This is a genomic window from Phaeobacter sp. JH20_02 (genome assembly GCF_048056915.1).
In the GTDB taxonomy this organism is placed as follows: domain Bacteria; phylum Pseudomonadota; class Alphaproteobacteria; order Rhodobacterales; family Rhodobacteraceae; genus Phaeobacter; species Phaeobacter bryozoorum.
Window position 1 is genome coordinate 45661 of sequence record NZ_JAYMVP010000009.1, and the last position, 13824, is coordinate 59484.

Genomic DNA, 13824 nt, shown 5'->3' on the forward strand with positions numbered 1-13824 from the left:
GGACCGGGGCAATCAAAGGCGTGTTCCAAGACAGCTATATGTGGTCACATTTCGATGATTTCGGCGACCTCAACAGAACCATCACCGCTGGTCACCATCGGGCAGCCATTGGCCATTTTACAGGCGGCATCTATGTCGACCGCTTCGACCACGGAATAGCCGGAGAGCGGATTGGCACCACCGTTGTCCGCGACGCCAGACTTCTGAACCGTCTTTGACATGCCGACAGGATTCCCCGGCACGACAAGCGCGTCTCCCATCCCGCCCATCCAGGTTTTCCAGGCATCCATGACCTTGGCGCCCTCTTCCGGTGTCTCCGGTGTCTTGCCGCCGTGATATGCAAAAATGAACTGTGGCATTGGGTACTCCTCCCCTGTTTAGGTCTTCGTTAAAACAGCTTCTCATTGTCGCAAGCCCGCAATCACGGGAGCTTGGACACCAGTTTTCGCAGAGACGATTCCCATCCGACCCGGTGGTTTTCGGCCATCTCCGAGTTGTCCAGATCCCGATGATCAACAATCAGCCGAGCACCCGTCTCAATAGCTTCAACGGTGAGGGTGACATGGCTTTCGTGCCCGCGCGCGCCTGCTTCGTCGTGCCACGCCCAGGTAAATCCGATCGACTGCGGCGGACGCACATGGGTGACCACACCTGAGACATGATAACGGTCTCCATCGGCATTCATCATGACCGTGGACCACGGCCCCTCCTGATGGAAATTCAGCGTATGCTCAGGCACGGTCAGCCCCTCTGGTCCCCACCATTGCAGGAGCTTCTCGGTATCGCTGATCCAGGCAAACAGCCGGTCCGGCGACACCTGGAATTCGCGTTCCAAGCGCAAATCCGTCATTCCATTTCCTCCCTTAGTGCTGCTTCCAGCCGATCGAGGCTGCTTTGCCAGAACGATTGCCGCGACAGGGTCCAGTCTGCGATCAGCTTCAGTCCCTCAGGCCGCGCTGAATACAATCGGCGTGTCCCATCGGCGCGCTGCGCCACCAATCCAGCCTCACGCAATACCTTGAGATGGCGCGAGATCGCCGGCGCAGTGATGCCCGATCCCCGCACCAGATCACCGGCTGGCAGTTCTCCGTGTTCCATCAGCTGTTCGATGATGGCCATACGCGTGCCGTCAGAGAGGGCGGAGAATGATTTGAGTAATGGAGTCATACCCAATATTAACACATGAGTTAATTAATGGATAGGTTAAATTCTATCGCAGCAGTGTTGTGATCCGTCTTGCCGCGTTGACGCCGACGTTCAGAAGATCACAGCATGTCCCACAGCAGCCGCAGCGCCAGAACAACTGAGATCAGAACCAGCAATGGCTTGATCATGCGAGCGCCCTGCTTCTGCGCCAACCCGGCACCGACCCGGGCACCGGCGATCTGCGCGATACCCATCGCCAAGCCAACGCCCCACCATGGCGTCGCAACAAAAGCAAAGGCCAGCAGTGCTCCGGCATTGGACGCGAAATTCAATAGTTTCGTATGTGCCGTCGCACGCAGGATGCCAAGCCCGGCCAGAGACACAAAACCAAGCATGTAGAAGCTGCCAGCACCCGGCCCCAGCAATCCGTCGTAGAAACCGCAGAGCGGCACGATGGTGGCAGCAAATATCGCTGGCGACAGGCGCCGCGCCCGATCGCTGTCATCAAGCCCCTTCTTGGTGGCAAAGAACACGGCAATTCCGATCAGCAACAGCGGCAGGATCCACCGGATCCACGTCGTCGGCAGCACCGAAATCAACAGCGCGCCGCAGATTGACGCAATACCTGCAATCAGCGCAGATCCAGCCTGCCCGCGCAAATCGACGTGACCGCCGCGCGCATAGCTGAGGGCAGCGGTGGCCGCCCCGAACAATCCCTGAATCTTGTTGGTGGCAAGGGCGGTGATTGGGTTGGCCCCAGCCAAGAGCAAAACTGGCACCGTGATCAACCCGCCGCCACCGGCTATGGCATCAATGAACCCAGCCGCAAACCCTGCTGCCAGCAACAGCAGCAGGACTTCAAACCCTACCTCGAACATAATGTCAGCCTTTGAAATCGCTCAGGGCATAGCCCTGAATATAAAGAAGCGCCGTCAGGTCACCGTGGTTGATACGAATGTCGCATTCTGCGGCAACCGATGGTTTGGCATGGAGTGCTACACCGGCCCCGGCACGCCCCAACATGCCAAGATCATTCGCACCATCGCCAACCGCCATGACATCCGCCTCGGTCAATCCCAGACGCGCAGTGATTTGCTCTAGCGCGTCGACCTTGGCCGCCCGCCCCAGGATCGGCAGACCGACCTCACCGCTGAGGACGCCATCCGCCACAAGCAGCGTGTTTGCCCGGTTCTCATCAAACCCCAACCGATCCGAAACGCATTCGGTAAAGGCGGTAAAACCACCAGACACCAGGGCGGCATAGGCTCCATCGGCCTTCATCGTTGCCAGCAGCGTGGGGCCGCCCGGCATCAGCGTGATACGGCGATCCAGAACCTGATCAATCACCGCGACGGGCAAACCTTTCAGCAGCGCGACACGCTCCCGCAGGGCACCGTCGAAATCCAGCTCACCGTTCATGGCCCGCGCCGTGATCTCCTTCACCTGCGCACCCACACCGGCCTCTTCGGCCAGTTCGTCAATGCACTCCTGCTGGATCATGGTGGAGTCCATATCCGCCAGCAGCATCTTCTTCCGGCGCCCCGCTGTCGGCTGGATCACCAGATCCACGCCGAGATCCTGCAGATCCGCCCAAACGTCCCAGTGATTATCCGGCCGCATCTGCAGAGAGAATTCAGCCGCAATATCCGGTGCCAGCCACTGCACATCACCTCCCCCCCAGGCATTGCGCAGCGATTCGGTCAGCGCGGGTGCAAGGCAGGGGGTTTGCGGATTGCAAAGCAGGGTGGCGACAAACATGGCAAGCTCCATCGGGCAAGGATGCGCCCGTCATACGCCCGCAAGCCATCCATCGCCAAGCCCCCGATTCCACCCTGCCCTCACAACTGTGCCGCAGGTGTCTCACATTGCCATCGCCCGCCGCCCAGCGTGCCATCTGTTTCCGAAAGGCGTCAGAATGCGTCGCTATTGATTCCGATATAGCCGCTATTTGTCATTTTCCCTGTTGCCCAGCCGGATTTCAGCCAGTAGCCCTATCAGCGGGACACCTCTCCCCAACGAGAGGCGCTTATCTGGAAGGATAGCATTATGGCTATTGAAGAACCGGCGTTGCACGCAACCGTGCACGAACCTACCGCGCGACCTGCCAATCCGCGTTTCTCCTCCGGCCCCTGTGCCAAACCCCCCGCATTTGATCTGACCAAGCTTGCTGGCGCTCCTCTGGGACGCAGCCACCGTGCCGCTGTCGGCAAGGACAAGCTGCTGGCCGCGATCGAAGGCACGCGCGAAATTCTCGGCGTACCGGCGGACTATAAGATCGGGATCGTTCCTGCCTCCGACACCGGTGCGGTCGAGATGGCAATGTGGAACCTGCTGGGTGCCCGCGGAACCGAAATGCTGGCCTGGGAGAGCTTTGGCGCAGGATGGGTGACCGATGTGGTGAAACAGCTGAAGCTGGACGCCACCGTCAAGACCGCTGACTATGGTGAGCTGGTTGATCTGGCCACAGTCGATTTCACCAAGGACGTCGTTTTCACCTGGAATGGCACCACCTCCGGTGTGCGCGTCCCGAACGGCGACTGGATCCCCGCTGATCGCGAGGGCCTCACAATCTGTGACGCCACCTCCGCCGCCTTCGCGCAGGATCTGCCTTGGGACAAACTGGATGTGACAACCTTCTCCTGGCAGAAGGTGCTGGGCGGCGAAGCGGCGCACGGCATGATCATCCTCAGCCCCCGCGCGGTTGAACGACAGGAAAGCTACACTCCCGCCTGGCCTCTGCCGAAGATTTTCCGCCTGACCAAGGGCGGCAAGCTGATTGACGGTATTTTCAAAGGCGCGACCATCAACACTCCCTCGATGCTCGCCGTTGAGGATTATCTTCTCGCGCTGGACTGGGCGCGGTCCGTCGGCGGCCTTGACGGGCTAAAGGCCCGCGCCAACGCCAATGCACAGGCAATCTTCAACTTCTGCGCCGCCAAGCCATGGCTTGCGAATCTGGCAGCCGACCCTGCCACCCGCTCCAATACATCGGTTTGCCTGAAGTTCACCGATGCGCGCATTGCAGATGGTGCTGCCTTCGCCAAGGCTGTTGCCAAACGTCTCGAAGCCGAAGATGTCGCCCTGGACATCGGCGCCTATCGGGATGCCCCTGCCGGTCTGCGCATCTGGTGCGGCGGCACCGTCGAAACCTCTGATATCGAGGCCATGCTGCCCTGGCTTGAATGGGCGTTTGAGGCTGAAATCGCGGCTCAATCCGCCTCAGCCTGACCCCCAAGCGCCTGCCCTGCACCAGCTGGGCAGGCATCAGACGACTTGCCGCCGACACAGGCGTTTCACCCAGACATTCGGCCCGACCGGCCCCCGCATGAAGGACCCCACTCATGGCTCCCAAAGTTCTCATCTCCGACAAACTCTCTGAAGCTGCTGTTCAGATCTTTCGTGATCGCGGCATCGATGTTGATTTCCAGCCGGACATTGGCAAAGACAAGGACAAGCTGGCCGCGATCATCGGCGATTACGACGGTCTCGCGATCCGCTCCGCGACGAAAGTTACCCAGAAAATCCTCGACAATGCCACCAATCTCAAGGTGATCGCACGCGCTGGCATCGGGACGGACAATATTGACAAGGATGCCGCCTCTCAGAAGGGCGTGATCGTGATGAACACGCCCTTTGGCAACATGATCACCACCGCGGAGCACGCCATCGCCATGATGTTCGCCGTCGCCCGACAGATCCCCGAGGCCTCGGCCTCCACCCATGCCGGCAAATGGGAAAAATCCAAATTCATGGGCGTTGAGCTGACCAACAAAACGCTCGGCGTGATCGGGGCCGGCAACATTGGCGGTATCGTCTGCGACCGCGCCCGCGGCCTGAAGATGAAAGTGGTCGCCTATGATCCGTTTCTCAGCCAGGAGAAAGCTGACAAGATGGGTGTTGAGAAGGTTGACCTGGACGAGCTGCTCGCCCGCGCCGATTTCATCACCCTGCACGTGCCGCTGACCGACCAGACCCGGAATATCCTGTCCAAGGAGAACCTGGCCAAAACCAAGAAAGGCGTGCGTATCATCAACTGCGCCCGTGGCGGTCTGGTGGATGAAGCGGCGCTGGCGGAGCTGCTGACCTCAGGCCATGTCGCCGGTGCTGCTTTTGATGTCTTCTCCGAAGAACCGGCCATGACCAACCCGTTGTTTGGCCTTCCAAATGTAGTCTGCACCCCCCATCTCGGTGCAGCCACCAGCGAAGCCCAGGAAAACGTTGCCCTTCAGGTTGCCGAGCAGATGTCGAATTACCTGCTCGACGGCGCGGTTGAGAACGCATTGAACATGCCTTCGATGACCGCCAAGGAGGCGCGCGTGATGGGCCCATGGGTGGCGCTTTCCGGGCATCTCGGTGGCTTCATCGGTCAGATGACGGATGAACCCATTCAGGCCATCAACATCCTCTATGATGGCGTGGCCGCCGAGATGAACCTTGCGGCACTGAACTGCTCGGTGGTCGCGGGCATCATGAAGAAGCTCAATCCCGATGTGAACATGGTCTCCGCGCCCGTGGTGGCCCGCGAACGTGGCATTCAGATTTCCACCACCAATCAGGACAAATCCGGCGCCTTCGACGGCTATATCAAGGTCACGGTTGTGACCAGCAAGCGTGAGCGTTCAGTGGCCGGGACGGTGTTCTCGGATGGCAAACCTCGTTTCATCCAGATCAAGGGCATCAATATCGACGCAGAGGTGGGCGCGCATATGCTCTATACCACCAACGAGGATGTGCCCGGGATCATCGGTACCCTCGGTCGCATTCTGGGCGATATGGGCGTGAATATCGCCAACTTCACGCTTGGCCGTTCGCAGGCCGGCGGTGAGGCGATCGCACTGCTCTACGTTGATGAACCGGTACCGGCTGCGGCTCGCGCGGCCTTGGCGGAAACCGAGTTTTTCAACCAGATCAAGCCGCTGCAGTTTGATGTCAGCTGATCCCTAGCCTATCAGAGATTTCAATGAATGCGCCGCCGAGCTATGAAGGCGGCGCATTTCTCGTTTGGCACCATGAATATCCCGCAGGAGAGTCCCATGACCGCCCCAATATATGCAATCGGCGATATCCACGGCCAGCTTGGGATGCTGGAAGAGGCTCTGGACCTGATCGAGGCAGATGGCGGGCGCGATGCGTCGGTGGTCTTCCTGGGCGACTTCATTGATCGCGGCCCCGACAGCCGGGGGGTGATCGATCACCTGATCACCGGGCAAAAGGACGGTCGCAACTGGATAACCCTATTGGGCAATCACGACCGCATGTTCGCCTGGTTCATGGAGGATACGCCGCGCCACGACCCGCATATGCTGGTGGGCTATCACTGGTTGCACGACCGTATCGGTGGTCTCGAAACGCTCGAAAGCTACGGAGTGACCTTCCCAGAGCGAACCCGTCTTGCCGACGTCCATGCCGAGGCGAGAGCCGCGGTCCCCGACAGCCATGTCGCCTTTCTGAAACGTTTGACGACCATGCATCAAACCAGCGATCTCGCTTTCGTCCACGCAGGAATCCGGCCTGGCGTTGTGCTGGAAAACCAGATCGAAAATGATCTGGTCTGGATACGCCAGTCCTTTCATCAGGAACGCGCCCCCCACCCCAAGCTTATCGTTCACGGTCACACTCCGGTGGAGCGCGCTACACATTATGGCAATCGTGTGAACCTCGACAGCGGCGCCGGTTTCGGCAAACCGCTCAGCACAGCCGTTTTCGAATCCGGCCTGGTCTGGTTGCTCACCAGCAAAGGCCGACAGGCCCTCACCCCATAAGCCCATCTTCTGGCTTCAAATATCCTGGGGGTGAGCGCCAGGGGCGCGAGGGGGCAAAGCCCCCTCTTCCCGACATCACGTCCAGTCCAGCACCACCTTGCCGCTGGAGCCGGATTTCATCGCCGCAAAGCCGTCGGCGAAATCATCGACGCTGAACCGGTGGGTGATGACCCGGCTCACATCCAGCCCGTTCTGTAGCATTGCGATCATCTTGTACCAGGTCTCGAACATCTCGCGCCCGTAGACGCCTTTGATGGTGATCGCCTTGAACACGATCCGTGACCAGTCGACCGGCGATTTGCCCGGCGGAATGCCCAGGAGTGCAATCTTGCCGCCCATTACCAGCGCCTCCACCATCTGGTCGAGTGCCGCCTGGCTGCCGGACATCTCCAGCCCAACGTCGAACCCCTGTTTCAACCCCAGCTCCCGCACCACGTCGTGCAGGTCTTCCTGTGCCACGTTCACCGCGCGCACGGTCGGCACCACATGTTCTGCCAGCGCCAGCCGGTCCGGGTTGATATCGGTGATCACCACATGCCGCGCGCCGGCATGTTTCGCCACCGCCGCCGCCATGATGCCGATGGGGCCCGCACCGGTAATCAGCACATCCTCCCCCAAGAGGTCAAAGCTCAGCGCGGTATGCACCGCATTCCCGAGCGGATCGAGAATGGCGCCGATCTCATCCGGGATGTCCTCCGGCAGCGGCACCACGTTAAAGGCCGGCAGCTTCAGATACTGGGCAAAGGCCCCCTGTTCATTCACCCCGATGCCGCGGGTGCCCGGGTCCAGGTGAAACTTGCCGGCCCGGCTCTGGCGCGAGTCGGTCTTGATCAGATGTCCCTCTCCGGAGCAGCGCTGCCCCACCGTCAGATCGGTGACATTGCGGCCGATCGCGACAATCTCGCCCGCGAACTCATGGCCGGTGATCATCGGCACCGGCACGGTGTGCGCGGCCCATTCATCCCAGTTCCAGATGTGGATGTCGGTGCCGCAGATGCCGGTTTTCTTCACCTTGATCAGCACCTCGTCCGGGCCGATCTCGGGCACCGGCGCCTGCACCATCCACAGACCCTCCTGCGGATGGCTCTTTTCCAGCGCCTTCATCGTGTTCGGACGGCTCATGACAGGATCCCCAATTCCTTGCCCACCTTGCCAAAGGCGGCCAATGCACGGTCCAGCTCATCCCGTGTCAGCGCCGCATTCATCTGAGTGCGGATCCGCGCCTGGCCGCGCGGCACCACAGGGAAGAAGAAGCCGGAGACATAGACGCCCTCGTCGAACAGACGCGCCGCCATGTCCTGCGCCAGCTGCGCCTCGCCCAGCATCACCGGGATGATCGGATGCTCACCCGGCAGCAGATCAAAGCCCAGTTTCTCCAGCCCCGCGCGCCAGTATTTCGCATTCTCGAACAGCTGCGCCCGCAGCCCTTCACCTTCCTCCACCAGCCGGATCGCTTCCAGCCCGGCAGCAACAATTGATGGTGGCAGCGAATTGGAGAACAGATAGGGCCGCGCCCGCTGCCGCAGCAGGTCGATCACTGGCTGCGGCCCGGCGATGTAACCGCCGATGGCCCCCCCAAGTGCTTTGCCCAATGTCCCGGTGACGATATCCACGTCCACTCCGAAATGCTCCGGCGTGCCGGCGCCTGTTGCGCCCATAAAGCCGGTGGCATGGCAGTCATCGACCATCACGATGGCATCGTATTTGTCCGCCAGCGCCCGGATCTCCGGCAGCTTCGCCAGATAACCGTCCATTGAGAACACGCCGTCGGTGGCGATCATGATATGCCGCGCGCCGTCCTCCCGGGCCTGTTTCAGCCAGGCCTCCAGATCGTTCATATCGCTGTTCAGGTAGCGGTAGCGCTTGGCCTTGCACAGCCGGATACCGTCGATGATCGAGGCATGGTTCAGGCTGTCGGAAATGATCGCATCCTCCGGCCCCAAGAGCGGCTCGAACAGCCCGCCATTGGCGTCGAAACAGGCAGCAAACAGGATTGCATCATCTTTCCCGAGGAACTTCGCCAGCCGCTGCTCCAGCTCCCGGTGAATGTCCTGAGTGCCGCAGATGAAGCGGACAGAAGCCATCCCGAAGCCTTTGTCATCCATTACGCCGCGCGCAGCAGCGATGAGGTCGGGGTGATCTGCAAGGCCAAGGTAATTGTTGGCACACAGGTTGATGACCGCCGCATCCCCAACCCTGATCTCGCCCCCCTGAGGGGAGGTGATCATTCGTTCCCGCTTGTAAAGACCATCAGCTTTGATCTCTTCCAGGGTCTTGGAGATGTCGGTCAGAAAATCAGTAGACATGCGGAAACTCCTTCTCGTTCGAGTCGGAGTTCTAGCATAGCGGATAAATTTCCGAAATAGGGGATTTCAAGATAGTGGACAAAAATCCGTCAAAATGGAAGGCACGCCTATTCTGGCCAATCACGCATTCTTCACGATCAGAAACAGACGTGCCGGACCGTCCTGTGCAGCGATGGAATGCGTCACATCTGCAGCATAGCGGGCGGTATCCCCTGCGTGCAGCCGTTCGGTCGCACTGCCCGAACAGAGCGCAACAGTCCCGTCGAGAACCGTCAGGTGTTCGACCGTTCCGCGCCCATGAGGCTGGCTGTTCAATGCGCCCCCTTCTTTGAGCCGGATATCGTAGACCTCGTGGCCGCCGGCGTCTTCAGGTGGAGAAAGAATGCGGATCAGACAGCCCTCCCCCATGTTTTCAATGGAGGGGACATCGCCATCGCGCAGGACTTCGATCCGGTCCTGTGCCTCTTGACTGTCCAGCAGCCCCGCAAAATCCACCTGTAACGCACGCGTCAGGTTCCACAGGGTCGCAATCGTTGGTGAGCTCTCGCCGCGTTCAATCTGGCTCACCATGGAGCGGCTGACACCGGAGAGATTGGCCACAGCCTCCAGGCTGAGGCCCTGGGCACGACGCGCCTCTTTCAGGCGGGCGGGCAGAAGCGTCAGGATATCGTCTACATTTTCCGTCATGGCGGAATCTCTGCGCCTTTGAAATCCATTTGTCAAACAGGAGCGGCATCAGGGCTAAACTATTATGACGGCACGTTTCGCAGGACAGGCCATGCTGCATCTGCATAATCAGCGCGAAACTCATGAGGAGAGAGACCATGACCGATATCGTGATCCTGGATGGCGCCCGTACCGCCATCGGCACCTTTGGTGGATCGCTGGCGGGCACCACCCCAATTGATCTGGCAACCGTGGCATCCAAAGCCGCTATGGAACGTTCCGGCGTTGAGCCGGGGCAGATCGGCAATGTGGTCTTTGGCCATGTGATCAATACCGAACCGCGCGACATGTACCTGAGTCGTGTCGCTGCGATGCAGGCCGGCATTCCGAACGGTACGCCTGCGATGAACGTGAACCGCCTCTGCGGCTCAGGTGCACAGGCGATTGTCTCCGGCATCCAGTCGCTGATGCTGGGCGACGCGGAATTTGCCCTCACCGGTGGCGCCGAAAACATGTCACGCAGCCCCTTCATCGTACCAAGCGCCCGCTGGGGGCAGAAAATGGGCGATGCCCGCGCGCTCGACATGATGCTGGGCGCCTTGAACTGCCCCTTTGGGACCGGTCACATGGGGGTGACCGCAGAAAACGTCGCGGATGAGCATGACATCACGCGCGCCCAGATGGATGAATTTGCGCTGACCAGCCAGACCCGCGCCGCTGCGGCAATCGAGGCCGGGCATTTTGCCAGCCAGATCACGCCGGTCGAGGTCAAGGTGAAGCGTGACATGGTGACCTTTGAGGTGGATGAACACCCCAAGGCCAGCACAATGGAAACACTTGGCGGCCTGAAACCGGTGTTCAAGAAGGACGGCCGTGTCACTGCTGGCAACGCAAGCGGCATCAACGATGGTGCCGCCGCAATCGTCATGGCCACAGCTGAGGCTGCCCAGAAAGCTGGCCTGAAGCCCAAGGCCCGTATTCTGGGCTACGCCCATGCGGGTGTCCGCCCTGAAGTAATGGGAATCGGTCCGGTGCCTGCTGTGCAGAACCTGCTGAAGAAAACCGGGCTCTCCGCCAGCGACTTTGACGTGATCGAATCGAACGAAGCCTTTGCCGCGCAGGCGCTGGCCGTGAACAAGGAATTGGGACTGGATCCGGCCAAGGTAAACCCGAATGGCGGCGCGATTGCGCTTGGCCATCCGGTGGGCGCAACTGGCGCGATCATCACGCTGAAGACACTTTACGAGCTGGAGCGGATCGGCGGCTCCAAGGGGCTCATCACCATGTGCATTGGTGGCGGCCAAGGTATCGCCCTCGCAATCGAACGCCTCTGATCCCCGCATCCGCTGAAACGCAAAAAGGCCCCGGTTCTCACCGGGGCCTTTTTGTTGGATGACGCGGATATTAGCTCGGGCTCATACCGCGCAGACGCTCCGACCGGCGACGCAGCATCTCGACCACCGTCAGCAGGCAGATCGACACCACGACCAGAATGGTCGCAACCGCCAGAATGGTCGGCGAAATCTGTTCGCGCAGGCCGGTGAACATCTGCCAGGGCAGGGTTTTCTGCCCGGCAGACCCGACAAAGAGCACAACGACAACTTCATCAAAGGAGGTGATGAAGGCAAACAGACCACCAGAAATCACGCCGGGCAGGATCAGCGGCATCTGCACGCGGAAGAAGGTGGTGACCGGACCGGCCCCCATATTTGCAGCCGCACGCGTCAGAGACCGGTCGAAACCAACCAGAGTGGCGGTCACGGTAATGATCACAAACGGAATACCAAGGGCTGCATGCGCCAGGACCACACCGAAGTATGTCCCCTGCAGACCAATCCGGCTGTAGAAAAAATACATCCCGGCAGCCGAGATGATCAGCGGCACGATCATCGGCGAAATCAGGATCGCCATAATGGCTCGACGGAAGGGCACATGCGGCTGGCTGAGGCCAATGGCGGCCAGCGTACCGAAACCCACCGACAGAATGGTCGCCATCGGCGCGATCTTGATGGAGTTCCACATCGCCTGCTGCCAGTCGGCATTGGTGAAGAAGTCACGATAGTGCTTCAGCGAATAGCCTTCGGGATCGAATTGCAGCATCTCCGGCGTGAAGGTGAAGAAATCCTGAGCGTTGAACGACAGTGGCATCACCACAAGGATCGGCGTGATCAGAAAAACGAAGACCGCCCCGCAGATCACCCGAAACGTATAGTGCCAAAGCACCTGGCCAGGTGTGAGATATGGCGCCAGATGCACACGGTAGCGTGACGTCGAGAGCCAGAAGATGAACCAGCCGACAAAGGCACCGAACAGTATACCGATGACGGCCGAGGGCAGCCCGCCCATTACAAAGCCTGCGATGGCAAAGGCTGCGATCAGGATCCATCGGATCAGCCGCTCCTGATCGCGAAGCCCCGCCAAGACAAAGCCCAGCCCGCCAACAAGAGCAGCGCCGATCAGTACCCCCAGAAGGCCAGAGCCCTGCGCAGTGCCGACAAACAGGCCGAAGAAGGCGCCGGCCGCCGCAGCGACCATCGCCACGAAACCAGGAGTTTGGTTTTCAACAGGTGTCAAAGCCATGTGTCTTATCCCAGTTTCACGTTGTCGATACCGACAATCTTGTCATAGGCCCAGTAGAGCGCGAGCACGACGACCAGCAGAATAGTGCCAAGCGCGGCCGCAAGGCCCCAGTTGAGCGACTGCGAGATGTGGAAGGCGATCCGGTTCGAGATGAAGACACCTTTGGTGCCGCCGACCAGCTCCGGCGTGATGTAGTAGCCAATCGCCAGAATGAAGACGAGGATCGAACCCGCACCGATACCTGGCACAGACTGCGGGAAGTAGACCCGCCAGAACGCCGTCCAGTTGGTGGCGCCAAGAGACTTGGCAGCGCGCAGATAGGACGGATTGATCGTCTGCATCACCGAATACATCGGCAGGATCATGAACGGCAGCAGAATGTGGGTCATCGCCACGATCGTGCCGAACTGGTTATTGATCATCACAAGGCGCGCATCATCTGCGACCAGTCCCAGCCAGACCAGCGTGTCATTGATGACGCCCTGCTGCTGCAGCATGACCTTCCAGGCCGATGTTCGTACCAGAAGCGACGTCCAGAACGGCAGCAACACCAGGATCATCAGCAGGTTTGCGGATCTGGACGGCAAATTCGCCAGGATCCAGGCCACCGGATATCCAAGTATGATGCAGCTCACCGTAATCGCCAACGACATGATCAGTGTCCGCAGGAACAATGTTCCATAGATCCGCTCGTTCTCGGGTCGCAGCTCTGCCCCTTCTGCGCCTTTCTGGAAATCGGCCGCATTCAGAAAATAACCGTTGGTGTAGGCCCCAGAGTAGGTCTGGATAGTGCGCCAGACCTCCGGGTCGGTCCAGTCCTTGTCAATCTTGAAGAACTGCTCCTTGAACGGACCATCCTGAGCCAGATCCCAACGCTTGACCTTGCGCCCGGCCTTGCGGAACAGCGAGGAAATGCCGGGGTTTTCGTAGTTCAGGCGCGAGCCGACGCGCGTATGGGTCTTCTCTTCGGCGGCGACCTGAAGGTCGGCAGCCAATGCGGCAAACACGGCCTCATCCGGGGCCTGCCCGGAGTTTGCATCCCAATCCTGAAGCGCGACAACGGTCTTGGGCAGGGTGTCAGAGACGATCCTATTCTCAACCGAGCGGAACAGCATGTCGGCAATCGGGAGAATGAAGGTCAGAAGAACAAACAGCAGAAGCGGCGCGATCAGCATCAGGGCGCGAATTTTCTGCATCCGGAGAGCTCGGGCCAGGCTACGCTTCAGCGGCGTGCCATCGGCGGCCAAGACCGGTCCGGTGTGGGTGGTATCGCTCATGGGTAGGAGCCCCCGTCGGAATTTTTTGTTGGTGGAGAAAGGGCTGCGCGCCAGGCACACAGCCCCTTCCCGATAATGTCAGTATCT

At 60.0% G+C, this 13824-nt stretch carries 14 protein-coding genes; 4 read left to right on the plus strand and 10 right to left on the minus strand.

All coding sequences use genetic code 11. The features are described from left to right. Positions 1-44: 44 nt before the first annotated feature. The 5 genes from VWY34_RS01855 to serB form a co-directional block, all read right to left on the minus strand. Positions 45-359, minus strand: a complete 315-nt coding sequence (locus VWY34_RS01855) for a hypothetical protein (RefSeq protein WP_340547202.1) — start codon at positions 357-359, stop codon at positions 45-47. Positions 360-421: 62 nt separating this feature from the next. Next, on the minus strand, positions 422-850 hold the full coding sequence (locus VWY34_RS01860; protein ID WP_416538109.1) for an SRPBCC family protein: 429 nt from the start codon (positions 848-850) through the stop codon (positions 422-424). Beyond that, positions 847-1167, minus strand: coding sequence for an ArsR/SmtB family transcription factor (locus VWY34_RS01865; protein ID WP_340547200.1), 321 nt, complete (start codon positions 1165-1167; stop codon positions 847-849). Before VWY34_RS01865 ends, VWY34_RS01860 begins: the two co-directional genes overlap by 4 nt. A 98-nt stretch (positions 1168-1265) precedes the next feature. Next, entirely contained in the window at positions 1266-2024 is a 759-nt protein-coding gene (locus tag VWY34_RS01870) for a TSUP family transporter (protein ID WP_416544577.1), read from the minus strand. A gap of 4 nt (positions 2025-2028) precedes the next feature. Next, positions 2029-2904 carry a phosphoserine phosphatase SerB gene (serB, locus tag VWY34_RS01875; protein WP_416544576.1) on the minus strand — a complete coding sequence of 292 codons (876 nt, stop codon included), beginning with the start codon at positions 2902-2904 and terminating at the stop codon, positions 2029-2031. 288 nt (positions 2905-3192) lie between these two features. On the opposite strand from serB, the gene VWY34_RS01880 reads away from it, so the two are divergent. The 3 genes from VWY34_RS01880 to VWY34_RS01890 all read left to right on the plus strand — a co-directional run bounded on the left by VWY34_RS01880 (position 3193) and on the right by VWY34_RS01890 (position 6908). Beyond that, a complete protein-coding gene (locus VWY34_RS01880) occupies positions 3193-4374 on the plus strand; it encodes a phosphoserine transaminase (protein ID WP_416544575.1) in 1182 nt (393 codons plus the stop codon). 113 nt (positions 4375-4487) lie between these two features. Further along, a complete protein-coding gene (serA, locus tag VWY34_RS01885; RefSeq protein WP_416544574.1) occupies positions 4488-6083 on the plus strand; it encodes a phosphoglycerate dehydrogenase in 1596 nt (531 codons plus the stop codon). Between the two features lie 96 nt (positions 6084-6179). Then, positions 6180-6908, plus strand: a complete 729-nt coding sequence (locus tag VWY34_RS01890; RefSeq protein ID WP_416544573.1) for a metallophosphoesterase family protein — start codon at positions 6180-6182, stop codon at positions 6906-6908. A gap of 75 nt (positions 6909-6983) precedes the next feature. Here the strand turns inward: VWY34_RS01890 and tdh are convergent, their stop codons facing one another. From tdh to VWY34_RS01905, 3 genes are all read right to left on the minus strand, one after another. Beyond that, positions 6984-8012 carry an L-threonine 3-dehydrogenase gene (gene tdh, locus VWY34_RS01895; RefSeq protein ID WP_416544163.1) on the minus strand — a complete coding sequence of 343 codons (1029 nt, stop codon included), beginning with the start codon at positions 8010-8012 and terminating at the stop codon, positions 6984-6986. A gap of 14 nt (positions 8013-8026) precedes the next feature. Further along, positions 8027-9214: a glycine C-acetyltransferase gene (locus VWY34_RS01900; protein ID WP_416544100.1), complete on the minus strand. Its 1188-nt coding sequence runs from the start codon at positions 9212-9214 to the stop codon at positions 8027-8029. 120 nt (positions 9215-9334) lie between these two features. Next, complete coding sequence (locus VWY34_RS01905) at positions 9335-9901, minus strand: helix-turn-helix domain-containing protein (RefSeq protein ID WP_340547193.1); 567 nt, start codon at positions 9899-9901, stop codon at positions 9335-9337. Between the two features lie 137 nt (positions 9902-10038). Here VWY34_RS01905 and VWY34_RS01910 point away from each other — a divergent pair, with 137 nt between their 5' ends. Next, positions 10039-11214, plus strand: a complete 1176-nt coding sequence (locus VWY34_RS01910; protein WP_416544101.1) for an acetyl-CoA C-acyltransferase family protein — start codon at positions 10039-10041, stop codon at positions 11212-11214. Positions 11215-11284: 70 nt separating this feature from the next. On the opposite strand, the gene VWY34_RS01915 is transcribed toward VWY34_RS01910, so the two are convergent. Beyond that, positions 11285-12460, minus strand: a complete 1176-nt coding sequence (locus VWY34_RS01915) for an ABC transporter permease (protein ID WP_340547191.1) — start codon at positions 12458-12460, stop codon at positions 11285-11287. A 5-nt stretch (positions 12461-12465) separates the two neighbouring features. Then, entirely contained in the window at positions 12466-13737 is a 1272-nt protein-coding gene (locus tag VWY34_RS01920; protein WP_340547190.1) for an ABC transporter permease, read from the minus strand. Between the last annotated feature and the right edge of the window lie 87 nt (positions 13738-13824).

What these genes read in the sequence shown, in the direction of transcription:
- VWY34_RS01855 (WP_340547202.1), bottom strand. Translation starts at nt 359, where the DNA reads ATGCCACAGTTCATTTTTGCATATCACGGCGGCAAGACACCGGAGACA.
- VWY34_RS01860 (WP_416538109.1), bottom strand. Translation starts at nt 850, where the DNA reads ATGACGGATTTGCGCTTGGAACGCGAATTCCAGGTGTCGCCGGACCGG.
- VWY34_RS01865 (WP_340547200.1), bottom strand. Translation starts at nt 1,167, where the DNA reads ATGACTCCATTACTCAAATCATTCTCCGCCCTCTCTGACGGCACGCGT.
- VWY34_RS01870 (WP_416544577.1), bottom strand. Translation starts at nt 2,024, where the DNA reads ATGTTCGAGGTAGGGTTTGAAGTCCTGCTGCTGTTGCTGGCAGCAGGG.
- serB (WP_416544576.1), bottom strand. Translation starts at nt 2,904, where the DNA reads ATGTTTGTCGCCACCCTGCTTTGCAATCCGCAAACCCCCTGCCTTGCA.
- VWY34_RS01880 (WP_416544575.1), top strand. Translation starts at nt 3,193, where the DNA reads ATGGCTATTGAAGAACCGGCGTTGCACGCAACCGTGCACGAACCTACC.
- serA (WP_416544574.1), top strand. Translation starts at nt 4,488, where the DNA reads ATGGCTCCCAAAGTTCTCATCTCCGACAAACTCTCTGAAGCTGCTGTT.
- VWY34_RS01890 (WP_416544573.1), top strand. Translation starts at nt 6,180, where the DNA reads ATGACCGCCCCAATATATGCAATCGGCGATATCCACGGCCAGCTTGGG.
- tdh (WP_416544163.1), bottom strand. Translation starts at nt 8,012, where the DNA reads ATGAAGGCGCTGGAAAAGAGCCATCCGCAGGAGGGTCTGTGGATGGTG.
- VWY34_RS01900 (WP_416544100.1), bottom strand. Translation starts at nt 9,214, where the DNA reads ATGTCTACTGATTTTCTGACCGACATCTCCAAGACCCTGGAAGAGATC.
- VWY34_RS01905 (WP_340547193.1), bottom strand. Translation starts at nt 9,901, where the DNA reads ATGACGGAAAATGTAGACGATATCCTGACGCTTCTGCCCGCCCGCCTG.
- VWY34_RS01910 (WP_416544101.1), top strand. Translation starts at nt 10,039, where the DNA reads ATGACCGATATCGTGATCCTGGATGGCGCCCGTACCGCCATCGGCACC.
- VWY34_RS01915 (WP_340547191.1), bottom strand. Translation starts at nt 12,460, where the DNA reads ATGGCTTTGACACCTGTTGAAAACCAAACTCCTGGTTTCGTGGCGATG.
- VWY34_RS01920 (WP_340547190.1), bottom strand. Translation starts at nt 13,737, where the DNA reads ATGAGCGATACCACCCACACCGGACCGGTCTTGGCCGCCGATGGCACG.